The organism is Marichromatium sp. AB31, assembly GCF_003718685.1.
GTDB lineage: Bacteria > Pseudomonadota > Gammaproteobacteria > Chromatiales > Chromatiaceae > Marichromatium > Marichromatium gracile.
Genome location: NZ_RHFI01000004.1, coordinates 137,471 through 158,452, shown reverse-complemented (window position 1 = coordinate 158,452; position 20,982 = coordinate 137,471). Strand labels below are relative to the sequence as shown.

Sequence of the window (20,982 nt, the reverse complement as noted above, 5' to 3'; positions counted from 1 at the left end):
CCTGGGGGTGGTGTCGTCAGTCGCGCATGTCGACGCTGTGTCCATGATCGCCCGAGAGTACCGATAGCCAGTGTTGAAGGTTGCGGCGGTTGATCTCGATCGCCGCCGCGCGTGCCAGGTGCGCCTTGCGCTCGCGCAGTGCCGGGTCGAGCGCGCGGACCCGCGCCAGTGCCTCGGCGAGCGTCTCGTCCTCGCCGATCGCGTGCAGCCCGCGTCCGAGCAACTCCCAACTGAGGATACCGCATGCCGAGGAAACCACCACGGTGCGCGCGCGCGCCATCGCCTCGAGCGCGATGGTGCCGAAGGATTCGACCCGGGAGGGCAGCACCAGGGCGTCGACCGAATCGAGCAGGGCCATGATCTGGCCGCGCCGCACCCAGCCGAGGTGTCTGAGGTTGGGGTACTCGGCGCAGCGTTGCTCGAGCCAGGGGCGCAGCGGCCCGTCGCCGGCGACCAGGAATTCGATCTCGGGGAGTCGTTGTGCGGCCTCGACGATGCTCTCGAGGTTCTTCTCCGGGGCCAGTCGACCGGCGAACAGGACCCGCCCGAGTCGGGGTGCGACCGGTCGCGGCGGGCAGTCGAGAAAGCGCTTGGCGATCGGCGTGGCCATCAGCGCTGCGCGGTCGGCGCCGATGCGTCGTGCCACCTCGACCATCTCGTGGGAGTTGGCGAGCACCAGCTGGCTGCGGCGGAACAGCATGCGGTGGCAGGTGCCGAGATAGGCGTTGGCCACGCGCGCGCGCAGGCCGCTCCACTCGGGGAAGAGGTCGGTGAGCGCCTCGAAGTGGGTGTGGAAGCCGACCACCAGGGCGATATCGCGCCGCCCGGCCAGGTGCATGCCGAGCATGCCGAAGGGGCCGGGGGTGGGGACGACGATGGCGTTGGGACGCAGCCGGCGCAGTCGGCCGCTGACCAGCGGCCAGGAGGGCAGCAGCAGCCTCTGGGTCGGGTCGCCGGGGAGCGGGAAGGTCAGTCCGCCGTGCCAGCTGCCGCGGCGATAGCGTGGCGCGATCAACTCGACCCGGGCGCCGGCGGCGCGCAGATGATCGGCGAGGTCGCGATAGTAGGCGCCGACCCCGTTACGCTCGGGGGCGGCGTCGGAGAGGATGGCCACGCGTAGCCCCGAGGCGTCGATCGGGTCGGACTGCGCGGTGAGCTGGTCTGGGCACGAGGTGCTCAACATGGCAACGCGGTTTCCGTGGTTCGCGTGGGTGCCGGGGGTGCGGCGGATGGCGGCGCGTCCCGATCATCGATGGCACGCGCACACAGACGACGATAGCAGGCGCCGAGCTCGTGTTCGATACGCTCGGCGTCGAGTCCGAACTGCGCGAGGCTGTACTGGTGCGCGCTGCGATAGCGTCGGGCATGGCGCTGACGCTGCTGGAGGCGGGCGCGGTAGTCGGCGTCGAGCGTGAGTCCGAGCTGGTTGTAGATGGTCTCGATGCTCGGGCCGAGCTGCCCGCGCAGCTGCGTCATGGTCACCCAGGCGCAGCGTTCGACCGGGACGTCGGCGAGGGTCTGTTCGAGGTTGTGGTAGTAGAAGCCGAGCTGCTCGATCATGCGTCGCGCGAACGCGGGCTCGACCGCGCCGACGCCGAACAGCTTGGCGCCGCCGGCGATCGAGCTCAGTTGCGAGGGCAGGGTCTCCTGCGGGGCGCGCAGACAGACCACGAAGCGGGCGTCGGGATAGCGCGCGCGCAGCGCCCCGGCGAGCGGGGCGAAGGCGGCGTTCTTCGACAGCAGTCGCTTGTCCGTGCCGTGGACGTAGAGATGGCGCTGCAGACAGCGATGATGGTGCTCGAGGAGCTGGCTGCGCAGCGGCTCGGGCATGTCGCGGTCGAAGCTGCCCATCCGCCACAGCCGGCTCGAGTCGGGGAAGGGGAGGATGAGGATGAAGCAGGCGAGCGCCGGCAGCAGTGCGAAGTAGTCCTCCTCGGGGTCATCGAGGCGCATGCTGTGGACCGCGTCCAGGGCGCCGAAGGCGTGGCGCTCGATCCGGCGCAACAGCCGGGCGAGCGGGGCGCCGAGCCGGGCGTCGAGTCGGCCGAGGCCGAGCCAGAAGCGGCGGGCGGTGATCGAGAGCGCGAACAGACACTCCCAGGTGGTGAAGGTGGTGACACCGGGATCCTCGGCCAGCACCCGGTGGAGATGGGTGGTGCCGCTGCGCGGTACGCCGAGGATGAACAGCGGCTCGCGGACCTGGACCCGGCGATAGTCGGGGTAGAGCAGCTCGTCGAGCGCCAGCCCGAGCCAGTGGATCAACTGGACCAGGGCGAACAGCGGCACGAAGCCGAGCATCAGCAGGGGGCGGAGATAACCCGCCCGGCCGGCGCCGCGCCTGGGGAGGAGGGCGCGCAGGGCGAGCCCGAGGAGGTGCAGCTGGCTGGAGATGAAGAGTCTGAACATCGTCCGTCCTCAGCCCGGGCGCCGCCACGAGTGCGCCTGCGGGCTCCGGTGGTGCATGCGTGCGGGTCGCCGATGACGACCCGCACGGGTTCAGGGTAACCGCAGCAGGGCGGACCCTAGCACGCACGAGGTGACGATCGCGACCTCAGTCGCCGTCTTCCTGCGTGATCCGTTTCTCGCTCTCGACGGTGGCCGCGGGTCGCGGGGCGCGCTCCGGCGCTGCCGCTGGCGCCTCGGTGGCGGGTTTGGGCGCCGCGGGGGGCGTCTGTGGTCGCGACTCCGGGGGCGGTGTGGGCGCACTCGTCGCGGTCTCTGAGTGAGACTGCGCCTCGCGGGTCGGTTCGGACCTGCTCACCGTGGCGCTCTTGTGCTCGCCGCTCTCGGGTTTCGAGGTCGCCGCGGGTTGCTCCCCGGCGGGCTTCGGCCTGGGCGCCGCGGTCTCAGCGCTGGGCGCCTCGGCAGTCGGCTTGTCCTTGCCCGATTCCGAGTTGGCTGCCTCGGCAGTCGGCTTGTCCTTGCCCGGTTCAGGCTTGGCTGTCTCGGCAGTCGGCTTGTCCTTGCCCGGTTCAGGCTTGGCTGTCTCGGCAGTCGGCCTGTCCTTGCCCGACTCCGGCTTGGCTGTCTCGGCAGTCGGCTTGTCCTTGCCCGGTTCAGGCTTGGCTGTCTCGGCAGTCGGCTTGTCCTTGCCCGACTCCGGCTTGGCTGTCTCGGCGACCGGCTTGTCCTTGCCCGCTTCAGGCTTGGCTGGCGCAGCGGTCGACTTGTCCTTGGCAGTCTCCGGCTTGGGCGCAGCGGCGCTCGATTGGCCCTGGGACGGCTCCGACTTCGCCCTCGCGGACTGTCTGTCGCTGTCCGACTGCTTGGCCTCGGCACCTGTCTGGGGCGCGGGCAGGAGCGCCTGTGGCTTGTGCCGGGTCTCGGTGGCCGGTGCCTCTGTCTCCGTCGCTGCATTGTGCTCGACGCGTGACTGGGTCGGTGCGCGTTCGCGGTCGTTGCCGCTGGGCTGCTCGTTGCCGCCGTTGGTGGGGGTGCTGCGGCGGCGGTTGCGTCCGCCGCGTCGCCGCCGGGTCGAGCGCGGTCGTTCGCCGGCACCATCCTGTTGTGGCGTCGTGTTCTCGCCGTTGCCCTTGGCCGTCTCCGGTGCCGACCGCTCCGTTCTCGCCTCGGTGCTGCGTCTGGACTGTTCCTGGGCCTCGTCGGCATCGCTGCGCTGCGGCTTGTTGGATTCACCACCCTGGGGTTGTTGCGGCTCGCGCGTGCGCTCGTCGTCACCCTTGCCCTTGGCGGCGCGACCGCCGTTCTCGTTGCGGCGGGGACGATTGCGTGTGCTGCTGCGTCGGCTGCGGCCCTCGCCGTTGCGCGCGCTGCGGCCGCTCTCCTCGCCTTCGCCGCCGCGTCCCTCCGGAGGGGTGCTGCGCTTGCGCTCGCGGGACTTGCCACCCTCGCCCTCGCCGCGGGGCTTGGCGTGGCCGCGCTCGGAGTGGTGTTGAGATTCGCTCTGGGGACTCGCCGGGGCCTCGATCTGGCGCGGTGCAAACAACCCGGTCCAGATCCGTTTGATCAGGCTCTCGGGCTCGCTGCGCTCGGGCTCCTGAAGTCCGGCCGGGGTCTTGGGCGTCGTCCGCTGCGGGTTCGGGCGCTGCTGCGGCACCGGGGTGGCGGGGGTGACCTGCTTGACCGCCGGCTCCTCGATACGCGGTGGCGCGGTCAGTCGGGTATAGCGCGACTCGGCCTCCGGCTCGGGCGGGGCCGCGGCGATCTCGTAGCTCTGTCGGCCCTCGTCCTGCTTGGTGACATCCTGGGTGCGGATGCGCTCGATCTGGTAGTCGGGGGTGAGCAGGTGTTCGTTCGGGACCAGCAGGATCTCGACCTCCTGGCGCTGCTCGATGTCGACGATGGTGCGGCGTTTCTCGTTGAGCAGGAAGGTGGCGACGCTGACCGGCAGGTGGGCGAGGATGCGCTGGGTGTTGTCCTTCATCGCCTCCTCTTCGATTATCCGCAGGATCGACAGGCCCAGCGAGTCGACCCCGCGGATGGTGCCCTGACCCTTGCAGCGCGGGCAGACCTGCTGGCTCGATTCGCCGAGCGAGGGACGCAGTCGCTGGCGCGACATCTCCAGCAGCCCGAAGCGCGAGATCCGCGCCACCTGGACGCGGGCGCGATCCTGCTTGAGCGCCTCGCGCAGCCGGTTCTCGACCTCGCGCTGGTTCTTCGGCGGGGTCATGTCGATGAAGTCGATCACGAACAAGCCGCCGAGGTCGCGCAGGCGCAGCTGGCGAGCGATCTCGTCGGCCGCCTCGAGGTTGGTGTTGAGCGCCGTCTCCTCGATGTCGGCGCCCTTGGTGGCGCGCGCCGAGTTGATGTCGATGGCGGTGAGCGCCTCGCCGTGGTCGATCACGATCGAGCCGCCCGAGGGCAGGCGCACCTCACGTTGGAAGGCCGACTCGATCTGGGTCTCGATCTGGTAGCGGGTGAACAGCGGCACCTCGTCGTCGTAGCGGCGCAGTTTCTTGATGTTCTGCGGCATCACCTGACGGATGAAGGTTTCGGCGCGTTCGTAGACGGCGGCGTCGTCGATGACGATCTCGCCGATGTCGGCGCGCAGATAGTCGCGGATCGAGCGGATGATGACATCGCTCTCCTGATAGATCAGGAAGGGCGCCTTGCGCTGCTCGCCGGAGGTCTCGATCGCCTTCCACAGCTGCAGCAGGTAGTCGAGATCCCACTGCAATTCCTCGACGCTCTTGCCGACGCCGGCGGTGCGCACGATCAGCCCCATGTCCTCGGGGATCTCGAGCTGGCTCATGGCGTCGCGCAGCTCGCTGCGGTCCTGGCCCTCGATGCGGCGCGACACCCCGCCGGCGCGCGGGTTGTTGGGCATCAGCACCAGATAGCGCCCGGCCAGCGAGATGAAGGTGGTGAGCGCCGCGCCCTTGTTGCCGCGCTCCTCCTTGTCGATCTGCACCACCACCTCGCGGCCCTCGCGTACCGCCTCCTTGATGTTGATGCGCGAGCCGGGCTTGACCGAGTCGGGCTCGAAATAGGCGCGGGCGATCTCTTTGAGTGGGAGGAAGCCGTGGCGCTCGGCGCCATAGTCGACGAAGGCGGCCTCGAGGCTGGGCTCGACGCGGGTGATGGTGCCCTTGTAGATGTTGGCCTTCTTCAGTTCCCGGCCGGGGGATTCGATGTCGAGGTTGTAGAGCAGTTGACCGTCGACGGTCGCGACGCGCAACTCTTCCGGCTGAGTTGCGTTGATCAGCATTCTTTTCATGTTGTTCCTTCTCTCACCACGGCGCGTGTCCCGTCATGGGGGACGGTTCGCCGCGGACCCCCGGTGGCTGACCTGGGGGCGGCTCGGCGCGTTGCCGTTCGTCCCACGGTGAGCAAGGATCCGACGGCATCAGCACTGTCCGTTCGGTCGCCTCCAGACGGGACCCGGAACGGGCACGCGCGCATGAACTATCGTTGACGGGCGCTGGCGGGCGCCCGCGGGTTCTTGTCCCCGTCCATGCGGAGGGGGAGGTGTTCGGAGCGGCGAGGGTGGTGCCGGATGCGTTGGCCTGCCTTGGCGCACGGCGCGCGGAACGCAGAGGGTGTAGAATGCGCGATTGCTCGCTGCTCGAGTCCGCGCGCGATACCCAATGCTGCCCTCGGGCAGGCGTGGCTAAGATGTCGAAAGACGGCTTCCGGCGCGAAGGCGTCGTCCCGGCCGGTTTCGAGTGGGCGCGGACCAACCTTCGGCTGCGCTCGCCGCTCCCGGAATGATCGATATTCCACAGGCCAGCGCAAGCGATTCATGGTAGCAGCGAAGACTATTAGCATCAATTGAGCCAACAAGGCAAGGCTATCCCCTTTGAGTCCACCAGATTCCCATCCAGATCCCGCGTCCGCCAAGGGCGGTGCGGATACCGGGCCGCGTCTGGTCCGCGTCGATGCCGAGTCCGACGGACAGCGTATCGATAACTTCCTGCTCCGTTTCATCAAGGGCGTTCCGCGCAGCCATCTCTATCGCATACTCCGTCGTGGAGAGGTGCGGGTGAACAAGGGGCGGGTCAAGGCCAGCCATCGGCTGCGCGCCGGGGACATGGTGCGCATCCCGCCGCTGCGTCTGCCCGAGCAGCGCGCCCCGGCGCGCGCGCCCGAGGGCTGGCTGGCGCGGCTCGAGGGCGCGGTGCTCTACGAGGACAACCGGCTGCTGGTGATCGACAAGCCCTCGGGGCTGGCGGTGCACGGCGGCAGCGGACTGAGCTTCGGGCTGATCGAATCGCTGCGCCAGCTCCATCCCGGGCGCGAGCTCGAGCTGGTGCACCGGCTCGATCGCGACACCTCCGGTTGCCTGGTGGTGACCAAGCGGCGCAGCGCGCTGCGCGAGCTGCACCGGATGATGCGCGAGGATGGTATCGAGAAGCGCTATCTGGCGTTGATCGGCGGCGAGCTGCCGCGCGCCGAGATGACCGTCGACGCGCCGCTGCGCAAGAACGTGCTGCGCGGCGGCGAGCGCATGGTCAGCGTCGATCCGGTCGAGGGCAAGGCCTCGCGCACCCGCTTCCGCCGGCTGCGGCGCTTGCGCGCCGGGTCGCGGGTGGCGACCCTGGTCGAGGCCACCCTGGTCACCGGCCGCACCCATCAGATCCGCGTCCATGCCGCCCATCTCGGCGCACCGCTCGCCGGCGACCCCAAATACGGCGACGATGACTGGAACCGGGAACTCAAGGCGCTCGGGCTCGATCGCTTGTTCCTGCACGCCGCGGCGCTGAGTTTTCGCGCCGAATACATGAGTCGGCCGCTGCACGTCGAGGCGCCGCTGCCGGAGACGCTGCAGCGGCTGCTGGACGCACTGGAGGAGATCGCGTGAGTTTCGAGCTGATCGTGTTCGACTGGGACGGCACCCTGATGGATTCCGAGGCGCATATCGTCGAATGCATGCAGCGTGCCTTCGTCGAGCTGGGCCTGGAGCCGCCGCCGCGCGAGGCGGCGCGCGAGATCATCGGGCTGAGCCTGGAGCGGGGCACGCGGGAGTTGCTGCCGGGGGCCGAGCCCGAGGTCTATGAGGCGCTGATCCTCGCCTATCGGCGTCGCTTCCTCGGTGCCACGCCGAACGCCTCGGCGTTGTTCGCGGGCGCCGCCGAGGTGCTCTCGACGCTGACCGAGCGCGGCTGTCGGCTGGCGGTGGCCACCGGCAAGAGTCGCGCCGGGCTCGACAAGGCGCTGCGCGAGACCGGGCTGGGCGGTTTCTTCCATGCCACCCGTTGCGCCGACGAGACCTTCTCCAAGCCCCACCCGCAGATGCTCCTGGAGCTGATGGACGAGCTCGGTGCCAGTGCCGCCGAGACGCTGATGATCGGTGATACCGAGTTCGACATGCAGATGGCGCGCAACGCCGGGGTGGCGGGGTTGGCCGTGAGCTACGGGGTTCACCCCCCGGAGCGACTGCGCGCGCACCAGCCGCTGGACTGTCTGGACGCGGTGAGCGCGATCCCGGAGTGGCTGGCCGCGCGTGCGATGACCGAGATCTGAAGCAGGACGGAGACCGAGACCATGCAGTGGCGATTCTGGAAACGCTGGCGCAAGCCGCCGATGCCCGACCCCGACCAGCCCGGCTGGGAGCGGGCGCTGATCAACCATCTGGCGCTCGACTACATGCGTGAGCGCCGCCGCGCGCGGCGCTGGGGGCTGGTGCTCAAGCTGTTGATCCTGCTCTATCTGGTGGGGCTGGTGGTGGCCGCCTCGGTGCGCGACTGGGATCGGCGCATGGAGCTGACCGAGCCGCACGCGGCGCTGATCGAGATCGACGGGGTGATCGCCGCCGACAGTGACGCCAGCGCCGATCGGGTGGTCGGGGCGCTGCGCAAGGCCTTCGACAACGACAAGGTCGAGGGGGTGATCCTGCGTATCAACAGCCCCGGCGGCAGTCCGGTGCAGGCCGGTTACATCAACGACGAGATCGCTCGGCTCAAGGCGAAATATCGCGAGGCCCATGATGGCGACGACCTGCCGGTGTACGCAGTGGCCGCCGATCTCTGCGCCTCGGGGGGCTATTACATCGCCGTCGGCGCCGATGCCATCTATGCCGACAAGGCCAGCCTGGTCGGCTCGATCGGGGTACGCATCGGCAGCTTCGGGCTCGATCGCCTGCTCGCCGACCTCGGCATCGAGCGCCGGCTGCTCACCGCCGGCGCCAACAAGGGTATTCTCGATCCCTTCTCGCCGCTGCCCGAGTCGCAGCGCGTCTTCATCCAGGGGGTGCTCGATACCCTGCACCAGCAGTTCATCGCCGAGGTCCGGGAAGGCCGTGGCGATCGTCTCCAGGGCGGCGACGAACTCTTCAGCGGGCTGTTCTGGAGTGGCGAGCAAGCGCTCGAGCTGGGCCTGATCGATGGTCTGGCGAGCGCCGGGACGGTGGCGCGCGAGCAGCTCGGCACCGAGACCGTGGTCGACTACACCCAGAAGCGCGACCTGCTCGACTCCTTCGCCGAGCGGCTCGGTGGCGGCATGGCCGGGGCGCTCGGCGCCCTGTTCGGCGGGCTCGACGCCGGGGTGCTGCGCTGAGACCACCCCGGCGACGCGCACCGCGCGTCGCCGGGGCAGACCGCGATCAGTTGCCCAGCGCCTCCTCGATCGCATCGAAGTCGAGCTGCTTGAGATAGTCCTCGAGCGCGCCCTTGTCATCCAGCCCCGTCCCCTGGGCCTGGACCACCAGCCGACTGCCGACCATCAGGGTGATCTCGTAGTCGCGCGTGCCGGAGGCGTGTTCGACCATGCCGCGATGGCCGGCGAGGGCATAGGGTTTGAGCTCGGGGTTGCCCTGCATCATCATCGGCATCGACAGCGCCATGGTCAGCATCGGCATCATCGGCGAGTCGGCCATCAGGCTGAGCGTCACGTCGCTGCCGTCCTCGCGATAGTAGCGACGGCTCAGGTGGGTACCGGTGATCATGCTCGCCATGCCGCCGGACTCGGCCACCGCCTCATCGGCCTGCCAGCCGGAGAGCGGCTCGGGCAGCAGTTCGAGCAGGCCCGCGCTGATCTTCTCCTGGACCTCGGCGATGGCCGCCTCGAGGTGACCGATGGCCCCGCGCAGGGCGCCGTCCTCGTAGGCCGTCTCGGCCGCCTCGATCTGCTCGATCACCGGGTCGGCGGCGGCACTCGCCGTCAGGGGCAGGCCGAGGGCGAGGAGGGCGGCGTACAGCGGGCTGGTTTGTTTCATGCGATGGTCTCCATGGCGTGTTTCGCCACCCGATTATCCACCGAACCCGTGTCGTCGGCAGCCCTCCGTCAGACCTCGCCCGTTCGCATCCGCCCGGCCCAGTCGCGCGCGAACTGCCAGGCGGTGCGCCCGCTGCGCGAGCCGCGGCGCAGCGCCCATTGCAGTGCGGCGCGTTCGATCTCGGGCCAGTCCTCGTTCAACCCAGCGTGCTCCAACCGTTCCAGCCAGTGGCGCACCACCGCCAGGTACTGCGTCTGGCTGAAGGGGTGGAAGGAGACCCACAGTCCGAAGCGATCGGACAGCGAGATCTTCTCCTCGACCGATTCGCCCTGGTGCAGCTCGCCGTCGACCACCCGCGCCTCGCGGTTCTCGGAGTGGAACTCGGGCAGCAGGTGGCGGCGGTTGGAGGTGGCGTAGATCAGCAGGTTCTCGGGGGTGGCGGCGATCGAGCCGTCGAGCGCGGCCTTGAGCGCCTTGTAGCTCGACTCGCCGGGCTCGAAGGAGAGGTCGTCGCAGAACAGGATGAAGCGCTCGGGGCGATCGCGGATCAGCGCGAGGATGTCGGGCAGCTGCAGCAGGTCGTCACGGTCGACCTCGATCAGCCGCAGGCCCTGTTCGCGCAGCGCATTGAACACGGCCTTGACCAGCGATGACTTGCCGGTGCCGCGCGAGCCCCACAGCAGCACATTGTTGGCGCTGCGCCCGGCGAGGAACTGCTCGGTGTTGCGCAGGATCTCCTGCTTCTGCCGCTCCAGGCAGAGCAGGTCGTCGAGCGCGAGCCGGTGCGGCGCGGGCAATGCCTGCAACTCGCCGCCGTGGTCGCCGCGCCGGCGCCAGAGGTAGGCGTGGGCCGACCAGTCGGGTGTCGGGGTGTGGGGGACGAGCACCCGCTCGAGACGGTCGATCAGGGTCTCGGCACGGGCGAAGAGGTGTTCGAGTTCGGACATGGGCATTCCTGGGGTGTGCGACGCCCGCCCGGGTGGGCGGGCGCCCGGGGTCGGATCTGCCCGGACGACCGGCGCCGTTGTGGCGGCGCCGGGGCGGGTCAGGCCGAGAGCTTGCGGTACTTGATGCGGTGAGGCTGGTCGGCGTCGGTGCCGAGTCGGCGGTGACGGTCGGCCTCGTAGTCGGCGTAGTTGCCCTCGAACCAGGTCACCTGCGAGTCACCCTCGAAGGCGAGGATGTGGGTGGCGATACGGTCGAGGAACCAGCGGTCGTGGCTGATCACCACGGCGCAGCCGGGGAAGGTGAGCAGTGCCTCTTCGAGCGCGCGCAGGGTCTCGACGTCGAGGTCGTTGGTCGGTTCGTCGAGCAGCAACAGGTTGCCGCCGCGCTTGAGCAGCTTGGCCAGGTGGACGCGATTGCGCTCACCGCCGGAGAGGTCGCCGATGCGCTTTTGCTGGTCGGAGCCCTTGAAGTTGAAGCGGCTGCAGTAGGCGCGCGAGGGCATCTCGTAGCGACCGACGACGATGTTGTCGGCGCCGTTGGAGATCTCCTCCCACACCGTCTTGCTGTCGTCGAGGGTGTCGCGGCTCTGGTCGACGCAGGCGATGTCGACCGTCTCGCCGACGCGCAGGGTGCCCGAGTCGGCCTGTTCCTGGCCGGTGAGGATGCGAAACAGCGTGGTCTTGCCCGCGCCGTTGGGACCGATCACACCGACGATGCCGCCCTTGGGCAGGTTGAACGAGAGGTTCTCGTAGAGCAGCCGGTCGCCGTAGCCCTTGCGCAGGCCCTCGGCCTCGACCACCAGGTCGCCGAGACGCGGGCCCGGCGGGATGTAGATCTCGTTGGTCTCGTTGCGCGACTGGAACTCCTGCGACTGCAGCTCCTCGAAGCGGGCCAGACGCGCCTTGCTCTTGGCGTGACGGCCCTTGGGGTTGCTGCGCACCCACTCGAGCTCCTGCTTCATGGTCTTGATGCGCGCCTGCTCCTGCTTCTGCTCGAGCTCCAGACGCTTCTCCTTCTGCTCCAGCCAGCTCGAGTAGTTGCCCTCCCAGGGGATGCCGTGACCGCGGTCGAGCTCGAGGATCCAGCCGGCGACGTTGTCGAGGAAGTAGCGATCGTGGGTGACCGCGACCACGGTGCCGGGGTAGTCGTGGAGGAAGCGCTCGAGCCAGGCGATCGACTCGGCGTCGAGGTGGTTGGTCGGCTCGTCGAGCAGCAGCATGTCGGGGCTCGACAGCAACAGCCGGCACAGCGCCACGCGGCGGCGCTCGCCGCCGGAGAGCTTGGTGACGTCGGCATCCCAGGGCGGCAGGCGCAGCGCCTCGGCGGCGACCTCGAGGGTGTGGTCGAGGTTGTGACCGCCGCTGGCCTCGAGCAGGTTCTCGAGCTCGGCCTGCTCCTGGGCGAGGGCGTCGAAGTCGGCGTCGGGCTCGGCATAGGCGGCATAGACCGCCTCGAGACGCTCGCTCGCCTGCTTGATGTGGGCGAGCGCCTCCTCGACGTTGCCGCGCACGTCCTTGTCGGGGTCGAGCTGGGGTTCCTGGGGCAGATAGCCGACCTTGATCCCCGGCTGCGGACGCGCCTCGCCCTCGATCTCGGTGTCGAGCCCGGCCATGATCTTGAGCAGGGTCGATTTGCCCGCGCCGTTGAGGCCGAGCACGCCGATCTTGGCGCCGGGGAAGAAGGACAGGGAGATGTCACGCAGGATGGTACGCTTGGGCGGCACGATCTTGCCGACCCGGTTCATCGTGTAAATGTACTGAGCCATGAGGTCCTTGCGGTCGTTGTCGAGAGTCGGGTGATGGTCCGGGCGCGGTGGGGCGCCCGGGCTGAGGTGTTGCGCCCCGGACGAGGCACTCATTCTGCGCTGGCACCCGGGAAAAGTCCAAGCGCAGACGACCGCTCGCGACCGCTGTCCCGAGGAGTGAACGCGATGGCAGTAGCAACCCCGCCGGTACTCGGCTTCGTCGCCCCCAGCGGCAGCGGCAAGACCACCCTGCTGTGTCGGCTGTTGCCGCTGCTGCGCGCGCGCGGGCTGCGGGTGGGCTGTCTCAAGCACGCTCATCACCGCTTCGACGTCGATCATCCCGGCAAGGACAGCTTCGAGCTGCGCGCGGCCGGCGCCGAGCAGGTGCTGGTGGCCTCGCGCCGGCGCTGGGCGCTGATGGTCGAGACTCCGGAGGCGGACGCCGATCCCGATCTCGACACCCTGCTCGCGCGGCTCGATCCGAGCGGTCTCGACCTGGTGTTGGTCGAGGGTTTCAAGCATGCCGACTATGCCAAGATCGAGGTCCATCGCAGCGCGCTCGGACTCGCGCCGCTCTATCCCGAGGACCCGGCGATCATCGCCGTGGCCAGCGACCGGCCATCGCTGACCGCCCCGGCGCCGCCCCGGCTCGCGCTCGACGACCCGGAGGCAATCGCCGGGTTCGTGCTCGAGTGGTTGGCCGGGCTGGGGGAGCGGTGATCGGGGCAGGTCGGGTCAGCGCAGGTACTGACGCGCGAACTCGGCGGTCGGCAGTGGACGGCTGAACAGATAGCCCTGGTAGGCGTCGCAGCCGGCCTGACGCAGGAAGTCGCGCTGGGCCTCGGTCTCGACGCCCTCGGCGAGCACCCGCAGGTTGAGGTTGCGTGCCATGGCGATGATGGTCGCGGCGATCTCGGCATCGTTGCGGTCCTCGGGGATGCCCTGGACGAAGCTCTTGTCGATCTTGAGCTTGTCGATCGGCAACCGTTTGAGATAGGCCAGCGAGGAGTAGCCGGTGCCGAAGTCGTCGATCGAGAGCGCGATGCCGAGCGCGCGCAGCGCCTCGAGGATCTCCATCCCGCGTCGATTGTGCTGCATGATGGTGCTCTCGGTGAGCTCCAGCTCCAGGCGTTCGGGGGAGAGACCGGAGGCGGTCAGCTCGCGATCGACATGAAGCGCCAGGTCGGGCTGGGCGAACTGGTGACTGGAGATGTTGACCGCCAGGGTCAGCGGCGGGGCGCCGGCGTCGATCCAGTCCTGGAGCTGGCGACAGGCGGTGGCCAGCACCCAGGCGCCGAGCGGGATGATCAGCCCGGTCTCCTCGGCCAGGGGGATGAAGCGGTCGGGTGGGATCAGCTCGCCGTCCGGGGTCTCCCAGCGCACCAGTGCCTCGATCCCGGTGAGCCGGGTGGTGTGCATGTCGACCTGGGGCTGGTAGTGGAGTACCAGCTCCTCGCGTTCGAGCGCGCGCCTGAGGCGTGACTCGAGCGAGAGCCGGGCGTTGGCGGCGCGGGTGAGCGACTCGGTGTAGTAGCGGTAGGTATTGCGCCCCTGCGCCTTGGCCTGGTACATCACGGTGTCGGCGTTGCGCAGCAGTTGGGTGGTATCAGTGCCGTTTTCCGGATAGAGGCTGATGCCGATGCTGGCGCCGAGATAGATCTCGCGTCCGCCGGAGAGACGGAAGGGCTCGGCCATCAGATCGATGATCTGCTGGGCGAGGTTGCCGGCCTCGTCGGGGCGCTCGATCGACTCGAGCAACAGCACGAACTCGTCGCCGCCGAGCCGCGCCAGGGTGTCCTCGGCGCGGATGCGCGCGCGCATCCGCGCGGCGACGGCCTGCAGCAGTTCGTCGCCGACCGGGTGGCCGAGGCTGTCGTTGACGTTCTTGAAGCGGTCAAGGTCGATGAACAGCACCGCGACCTTGCTGCGCTCGCGCTCGGCGCGGTGGATGGCGTGTTCCAGGCGCGAGAGCAGCAGCAGGCGGTTGGGCAGGTCGGTGAGTGCGTCGTAGTGGGCGAGGTGTTCGAGCCGGGCCTCGGACTGCTTGACTTGGCTGATGTCGGAGAAGATCCCGACATAGTTGGTGGTGGCGCCGCGCTCGTCACGCACCCGGCTGATGGTGAGCCAGGCGGGGAAGATCTCGCCGTTGCGCCGACGGTTCCAGATCTCGCCCTGCCAGTGTCCGGTCTGCAGGATCGAGGCCCACATCGCTTGGTAGAACTGACGTTCGTGTCGGCCTGACTTCAACAGGTTCGGCGCGCGTCCCAGGGCCTCGTCCTCGCCATAGCCGCTGATCTCGGTGAACGCCTGATTGACCGCCACCAGCCGATCGCCTCTGGCGTTCGAGACCATGATCCCTTCATGGGTGTTGTCGAGTACCGCAGCGGCCAGCCGCAATCGCTCCTGGTCGCGCAGCCGCTCGGTGATGTCCTGGCCGACGCCGGCGATACCGATCACCGCTCCCTGCTTGTCGCGCACCGGGACGCCGTTGTAGCGATAGCTGCGAATCCCATTGACGGTCCGGGCGCGTCCTTCGAGTTCGCAATAGCCCTGTTCGAGCGCGGCCTGGATGGCGCGTCTGAGCCTGGGGGCGTCGGTGTCGACGAACAGCCGTTCGATCGGCAGCTGGCGCAGGGCCTCGGCCGTATATCCGGTCTCGGCCTCGACGCGCTTGTTCCACCACAGCAGCCGGCCTTCGAGATCGACCATGTAGAGGGTGTCGCGTACCGCCTCGGTGATGGCGCGGCTCTCGCCATAGGCGCGCAGCAGTTCCTGTTGCGCGCGCTTGGGTTCGGTGATGTCGCGCACCGACTCGATGGCACCGACGATGACGCCCGCGCCGTCGCGCAGCGGCGAGGCCACCGAGCGCAGATAGATCCCCTGACTCTGGCCGATATGGGTGTTGAAGACCTCGGCGGTGAGCTGGTCGCCTTCCAGGCGCTGGAGGTTTTGATAGTGCTCGGGGTGGTGGTCGTCGGGGGCGAGGATGAGGTCGACCAGCAGCGCGCGGCGCTCGCCGTAGAAGGCCTTGGCATAGGCCTGGTCGCCTTGGCCGATGATCTGCTGACTGGGGATCCCGGTCATGCGCTCGACGGCGAGGTTCCAGACGATCACCCGGCCCTGGGTGTCGATGGCGAAGGTGGCGTCGGGGAGGAAGTTGATGATGTCGGTCATGCGCCGCTCCGAGGCGCGCAGTGCCTCCTGGGCGCGGGCGCGCTCGGTGATGTGGCCGTATTCGCGCAGCGCCCGTTCGAGCAGGCGGGGCATCTGGGTGAAGGTCTCGGGCGACTTGACCACATAGTCGAGTGCGCCGGCCTTCATCGCCTGTACCGCCATCTGCTCGTCGCCCTGGCTGGTCATCACCAGCACCGGATAGCGGATCTCTTGCACCGCGCCGGGGAGCAGCTCGTAGGCTTTGCCGTCGACCAGGTTGAGGTCGGCGACTACCGCATCCGGTGGCTGCTGTGCGATCGCCTGCAGGGCCTCGGCCAGGGTCTGGGCCACGCGTGGATCGGCGAACTGCTCACTGTCCTCGAGCGCGCGTGCGACCGCCTCGGCATGCGCCGGGTCGTCCTCGACGATCAGCACGGAGATCGGTGTTGGGGGCATAGGGCGTCAACAGGGATAGCGGTTCCAGGCCAGCCAGTAGTGCCCGAGCGAGTCGAACAGCCGGGCGAAGGCCTCGTAGTCGGCCGGCTTCACCAGATAGCTGCTGGCCTGGTTGGAATAGGCGCCCTGGACATCGGGGTCAGCCGCCGAGGTGGTCAGGACCACCACCGGGATGCGCCGGAGCTGATCGTCGGCCTTGATCCGACGCAGCACCTCGAGCCCCTCGACCTTGGGCAGACGCAGGTCGAGGAGGATGAGGTTGGGACGTGGGCTGCTCTCGGGGTCGCTGAAGCGGCCCTGACGGAACAGGTAGTCGAGCGCGGCCTGACCGTCCTCGACATGCTCCAGCCGGGCCGGTAGTGCATTGGACTCGAGTCCGCGTCGGGTGATCTCGGCGTGTGCCGGATCGTCCTCGACCAGCAGGACCGAGAGTGTCTGTTCTTGCATGGCCTCCTCCGTTGCGGTGCGCCGGCTGGGGGTGGCCGGCTCGGTCGAGCCGCTACTGTATACCGCTCAGCCGCTGGCGCCGAACTTGAACTGGCCGATGAGCTGGCGCAGCGTCTCGCTCAGTTGTGCCAGTTCCTGGCTGGCGGCGGCGGTGTGTTGGGCGTTGTCGGCCGACTCTTCCGAGAAGTCGGAGATCTTGACTACGCTGCGATCGATCTCTGAGGCCGCCGCCGCCTGCTCCTCGGCGGCGCTGGCGACATGGGTGTTCATGTCGCGGATGGTGGTGATGGCACCGCCGATCTCGGCGATCGCCTCGTGCGCCTGGCCGGCCTGCTCCAGCGTCTCGCCGGTGAGATGTTCGCTGCGGTCGATGGCGGTGACCGCCTCCTGGGCGACCGCGCGCAGGTTCTGGATCATCTGTTGGATCTCGGTGGTCGAGGCCTGGGTACGGCTGGCGAGGGTGTGGACCTCGTCTGCGACCACGGCGAAGCCGCGGCCCTGTTCGCCGGCGCGTGCCGCCTCGATCGCGGCGTTGAGTGCGAGCAGGTTGGTCTGCTCGGCGATGGCGCGGATCACGTCGAGCACGCCGCCGATCGAGACGCTCTCCTCGCTGAAGCGGCGTACCGCATCGGCGGCCTGGGCGATCTCCTGGGTGAGCGTCTGGTTGGACGCTTGCACCTTGTCGACCGTCTCGCCACCCTGGCGGGCGCTGTCGTCGGCGCTGAAGGCCGAGGCTGCTGCGTCCTCGGCGCTCTTGGCGATCTCCTTGATGGTGGCGGTCATCTCGGTGACCGCGGTGGCCACCTGTTGGATCGCGCCACGCTGGCGTTCGATGCCGTCGTTGTTCGACTGGGTGATGGTCGAGAGCTGCTCGGCGGCGGCGGCGATCTGTTCGGTGGCACGGGCGACCGCGCCGATGGTGCGCTCGGTCTTGTCGGCGAACTCGTTGAAGCCTGCCGCCATGTCGGTGATCTCGTCGCGCCCACTGGTGTCGAGGCGCTGGGTGAGGTCGCCATCGCCCTTGGCGATCCGGTGCATCGCCCGCGCCGCCTCGCCGATCGGAATGGTGATCGAGCGCGAGGTCAGCGCGATCAAGGCCATGACCAGGAGCAGCATGGTCGTGCCCAGCCCCCCCATCAGCGTGGCGTGACGCCAGAAGGCGGTGTCGATGTCGTCGATGTAGATCCCGCTGGAGATGATCCAGCCCCAGGTCGGGTCGCGCTGCGAGAAGGTGAGCTTGGGTTCGGGGCGGTCCGAGCCCGGCTTGGGCCAGACGTACTGGACCGAGCCGCGACCATCGCGCTCGACCTGGTCGAGCAGCTCGGCGACGAAGCGTTTGCCGTTGGCGTCGGTCTGCTGGCGTCCGTCGTTGCCGACCAGTTCGGGCTTGATCGGGTGCATCAGCATGAAGCCGCGGCGATCACGCACCCAGAAATAGTTGTTACCGTCATAGCGCATCGTGCGCAGGGCCTCGAGCGCGCTGCGTTCGGCCTCGGCACGGGGGAGTTCACCGGCCTCGGCGAGTCCCTGGTAGTGCTCGACGACGCCCTGCGCGGTCTCGACCAGTTTCTGGACCTGGGTGAACTTCTCCTGCACCAGGATCGACCTCACCTCAAACAGTGCGAGCGCGACCCCGGCGATGATCCCGAACAGCACCAGGGCCGAGAGCATCCATAGACGCTGCCGGATGGTGAGTGACCGCATCAGCTTCATGCCTGCACCTCTGTCGTCTTGCGTGCGTTGCTATGCTTTTTCGTCAGTGTAGGAATCACTGGCGGGATAATCGTTGCAAGGCGCCGTGGTCGTCGGCCGACCTGTCTGCCGACACCCTCGCCGTCTCGTGCCCTGCCTTAGGAATGGACGCAGGTGATGCTTTAATCAATCGTTCCCGTTCGGGAAATCATCGGCGGATGTCGACAGCTTCACCGAAATTCCTCAGCGCCCTTGACCGATCTGATGCTTCGTCGACGGGGCGGCGCCGCACTCATGGTCGGGGCGTCATCCCGGCCCTGTTGTCTCCAGCGAGGTGGATGGAATGGATAATGAACCCAGGCCGGCATGCTGCATGGATGCTGGCGTCGGCGCGGTGGTGATCGGCGGGGATGGACGGATCTGTCAGGTCGATGCCGACTGGAGTGCCTCGCTCGGTCTGTCGGTGGCGGCGCTGCTCGGTCAGACGCTTGATGTCCTGCTCGACCCACCGCCGTCCTGGGAGCTGCTGAGTGCGCCGCGCCCCTGGCGCGGCAAGCTGCGGTTGCGTTGCGGTGGGGCCGGTGAGCGGTGGTTGCGCGCACACCTGGTGCCGGTGCTCGATGAGGCGGGCCGGATGCGCTGCTGCACCCTGATGTTCGAGCCGCTACCGCCAATGCCGTCGCCCGAGGTTGGTGAAGGTGTCAGCCGGTCTCAGCTGCTCGAGTCGGTCGCCGACTCGGCCTCCGACGCCATCGTGGTCGCCAGACTCGAGCGGCTGGAGGTGATCTATGCCAATCGCGCCGCCCATCTACTGTTCGGCTGTGACCCGGAGTCGCGCGACATGATCGGTCGCGCCGGGGGGCAGTTCTGGCCGGAGGACGGCCTCGCGGTGCTCGAGGCGCTGCTGCCCGAGGCGCTCGCCGGTGGCTGGCGTGGCGAGCTGCGCCAGCGCCGACTCGATGGCAGCGAGTTCCTCGCCGACGCGACCATCTTCGCCCTGCCCAGCCCGATCGGGGCGCCCGAGCTGGTGGCCGGTATGCTGCGCGATCTCAGTGCGCGTCAGCAGGCGGAGCGTCAGCGGCGACTGGCGCACTTCGCCCTGGAGCGCTCGGGGGACGAGGTCTTCCTGCTCGATGCCGAGGCGCGCTTCGTCTATGTCAATGAAAGCATGCATGAGACGCTCGGCCTGAGCCGCGAGCGGCTGTTGACCATGTCGGTGCCGGACATCGATCCGCTGTTCCCGCCGCAGCGACTGCAGGAGGTGTTCGCTCGATTGCTCGAGGAGTCGTCGATTCGACTCGAGACCATCCATCAGCGTGGTGATGGCTCTCGCTTCCCGGTGGAGATCCTCGCCAGTCATTTCGTCGTCGATGGCGAGCCTTACTACAGCTGCATCGGGCGCGACATCACCGAGCGGGTGGCCGCGAGGCGCGCACTCGAGGAGTCGCAGGAATATCTCGACACCCTGATCGATGTCTTGCCGGATGCGCTTTTCGCGATCGATGGCGAAGGCGTGGTGACCATCTGGAACCGGGCCATCGAGCAGATGTCCGGGGTGCCCAGGGAGCAGGTGCTGGGGAGAGCGGGGCGCGTCTATGCGACGGCCTTCTATGGTGAGCAGCGACCCATGCTGATCGACATGGTGTCGGCCGCCCCCGAGAAGTGTGAGGAGATCATGCGTTGCTACGACCATGTTCATCGCGACGGCGATGTGCTGCTGGCTCAGCTGCATCTGCCGCGGGTCTACGGTGGACGCGGGGCCTATGTCTGGGGGAAGGCGGTGCCGTTGCGCGATACCGCTGGCAGGGTCTTCGGCGCGCTCGAGATCATCCGTGACATCTCCGAACTCAAGGAGGCCGAGCGGGCGCTGCGCCTGAGCGAGGCGCGCTTTCGCTCGGTGGTGAGCAATACCCCGGTGATGATCTTCGAGTTCGACGCCGACGGCGTCTTCCGGCTCTGCGAGGGCAGCGGCCTGGAGTCGCTGGGGCTCGAGCCCGGCGCCCTGGTCGGGCAATCGGTGGCCGGTTTTCTCGGTGCCGACTCCGGGGTCGAGACGCACATCGCCCGGGCGATCGGCGGCGACAAGGTACAGTTCACCGCCGCACTCGGTCGACAGGTGTTCGAGACCTACTTCAACCCGGTGCGCGATCCCGGTACCGGCAGCGGGGTGTCGGTGATCGGGGTCGCGGTCGATGTCACCGAGCGCACCGAGCGCGAGGCCGAGCTGCGTCAGCGCACCGACGAGTTGACCCGCTTCACCTATACCGTCTCGCACGACCTCAAGAGCCCGCTGGTGACCATCCGCACCTTCCTCGGCTTTCTCGAACGCGACATCGCCGCCGGCGACGAGGCGCGCATCGCCAAGGACCTGGGGTTCGTGCGCAAGGCCTCGGAGCGGATGACGCGCTTGCTCGATGAGCTGCTGGAGTTGTCGCGCATCGGTCGGCTGGTCAACGACCCGACCGAGTTCAGTCTGCGCGAGGTGGTCGATGAGGTGCTCGAGTTGGTCGCCGGACGCATCGTCGAGCGCGGGGTCGAGGTGACGGTGAGCGATGCGCCGGCATGGATCCTGGGGGATCGCCCCCGCCTGACCGAGGTCTTCCTCAACCTGATCGACAATGCGGTCAAGTTCATGGGCGATCAGTCGGCGCCGCGTATCGAGATCGGACTCGAGAGGTTGGACGACGCGCTGGTGGTGGTCGTTGCCGACAACGGCAAGGGGATCGACCCGCGCCATCTGCACAAGGTCTTCGGGCTGTTCGAGCGCCTCGACCTCGAGGGGGACGGGACCGGCATCGGTCTGGCCTTGGTGCAGCGCATCGTCGAGGTCCACGGTGGGCGGATCTGGGCCGAATCACCGGGGCCCGGGCAGGGGGCGCGCTTCTGCTTCACCCTCGCCGGACTCGAGCTGCGCCCCGCCGGTTGAGCC

At 68.5% G+C, this 20,982-nt stretch carries 14 protein-coding genes; 5 read left to right on the top strand and 9 right to left on the bottom strand.

Annotated elements, in window-relative coordinates; genetic code table 11:
• Positions 1-16: 16 nt before the first annotated feature.
• The 3 genes from EBL84_RS05365 to EBL84_RS05355 all read right to left on the bottom strand — a co-directional run bounded on the left by EBL84_RS05365 (position 17) and on the right by EBL84_RS05355 (position 5,677).
• Complete coding sequence (locus tag EBL84_RS05365) at positions 17-1,183, bottom strand: glycosyltransferase (protein ID WP_123139873.1); 1,167 nt, start codon at positions 1,181-1,183, stop codon at positions 17-19.
• Complete coding sequence (locus EBL84_RS05360; protein ID WP_123139872.1) at positions 1,177-2,406, bottom strand: sulfotransferase; 1,230 nt, start codon at positions 2,404-2,406, stop codon at positions 1,177-1,179. The genes EBL84_RS05365 and EBL84_RS05360 overlap by 7 nt, the downstream gene beginning before the upstream one ends.
• Before the next feature lie 145 nt (positions 2,407-2,551).
• A complete protein-coding gene (locus EBL84_RS05355) occupies positions 2,552-5,677 on the bottom strand; it encodes an Rne/Rng family ribonuclease (protein ID WP_123139871.1) in 3,126 nt (1,041 codons plus the stop codon).
• A 582-nt stretch (positions 5,678-6,259) separates the two neighbouring features.
• Between EBL84_RS05355 and EBL84_RS05350 the strand changes: the two genes are divergently transcribed.
• The 3 genes from EBL84_RS05350 to EBL84_RS05340 are packed head-to-tail and all read left to right on the top strand — an operon-like array spanning position 6,260 to position 8,955.
• On the top strand, positions 6,260-7,261 hold the full coding sequence (locus tag EBL84_RS05350) for an RluA family pseudouridine synthase (protein WP_190287892.1): 1,002 nt from the start codon (positions 6,260-6,262) through the stop codon (positions 7,259-7,261).
• Entirely contained in the window at positions 7,258-7,923 is a 666-nt protein-coding gene (locus EBL84_RS05345) for an HAD-IA family hydrolase (RefSeq protein ID WP_123139870.1), read from the top strand. Before EBL84_RS05350 ends, EBL84_RS05345 begins: the two co-directional genes overlap by 4 nt.
• A gap of 21 nt (positions 7,924-7,944) precedes the next feature.
• Positions 7,945-8,955: a S49 family peptidase gene (locus EBL84_RS05340; RefSeq protein WP_123139869.1), complete on the top strand. Its 1,011-nt coding sequence runs from the start codon at positions 7,945-7,947 to the stop codon at positions 8,953-8,955.
• Positions 8,956-9,001: 46 nt separating this feature from the next.
• On the opposite strand, the gene EBL84_RS05335 is transcribed toward EBL84_RS05340, so the two are convergent.
• The 3 genes from EBL84_RS05335 to ettA form a co-directional block, all read right to left on the bottom strand.
• Positions 9,002-9,613, bottom strand: a complete 612-nt coding sequence (locus EBL84_RS05335; protein WP_123139868.1) for a hypothetical protein — start codon at positions 9,611-9,613, stop codon at positions 9,002-9,004.
• Between the two features lie 68 nt (positions 9,614-9,681).
• The gene (locus EBL84_RS05330) at positions 9,682-10,560 is read right to left on the bottom strand and encodes an ATP-binding protein (protein WP_123139867.1); all 879 of its coding nucleotides are present in this window, start codon (positions 10,558-10,560) and stop codon (positions 9,682-9,684) included.
• A gap of 98 nt (positions 10,561-10,658) precedes the next feature.
• Positions 10,659-12,326 carry an energy-dependent translational throttle protein EttA gene (gene ettA / locus EBL84_RS05325; RefSeq protein ID WP_123139866.1) on the bottom strand — a complete coding sequence of 556 codons (1,668 nt, stop codon included), beginning with the start codon at positions 12,324-12,326 and terminating at the stop codon, positions 10,659-10,661.
• 165 nt (positions 12,327-12,491) lie between these two features.
• On the opposite strand from ettA, the gene mobB reads away from it, so the two are divergent.
• Positions 12,492-13,025 carry a molybdopterin-guanine dinucleotide biosynthesis protein B gene (gene mobB, locus EBL84_RS05320; RefSeq protein WP_123139865.1) on the top strand — a complete coding sequence of 178 codons (534 nt, stop codon included), beginning with the start codon at positions 12,492-12,494 and terminating at the stop codon, positions 13,023-13,025.
• A gap of 15 nt (positions 13,026-13,040) precedes the next feature.
• On the opposite strand, the gene EBL84_RS05315 is transcribed toward mobB, so the two are convergent.
• The 3 genes from EBL84_RS05315 to EBL84_RS05305 all read right to left on the bottom strand — a co-directional run bounded on the left by EBL84_RS05315 (position 13,041) and on the right by EBL84_RS05305 (position 18,074).
• A complete protein-coding gene (locus tag EBL84_RS05315) occupies positions 13,041-15,914 on the bottom strand; it encodes an EAL domain-containing protein (protein ID WP_123139864.1) in 2,874 nt (957 codons plus the stop codon).
• A 6-nt stretch (positions 15,915-15,920) separates the two neighbouring features.
• Entirely contained in the window at positions 15,921-16,361 is a 441-nt protein-coding gene (locus tag EBL84_RS05310) for a response regulator (RefSeq protein ID WP_123139863.1), read from the bottom strand.
• A 66-nt stretch (positions 16,362-16,427) separates the two neighbouring features.
• A complete protein-coding gene (locus EBL84_RS05305; protein WP_123139862.1) occupies positions 16,428-18,074 on the bottom strand; it encodes a methyl-accepting chemotaxis protein in 1,647 nt (548 codons plus the stop codon).
• 322 nt (positions 18,075-18,396) lie between these two features.
• Here EBL84_RS05305 and EBL84_RS05300 point away from each other — a divergent pair, with 322 nt between their 5' ends.
• A complete protein-coding gene (locus EBL84_RS05300; protein WP_123139861.1) occupies positions 18,397-20,979 on the top strand; it encodes a PAS domain S-box protein in 2,583 nt (860 codons plus the stop codon).
• The last annotated feature ends 3 nt before the right edge of the window (positions 20,980-20,982 follow it).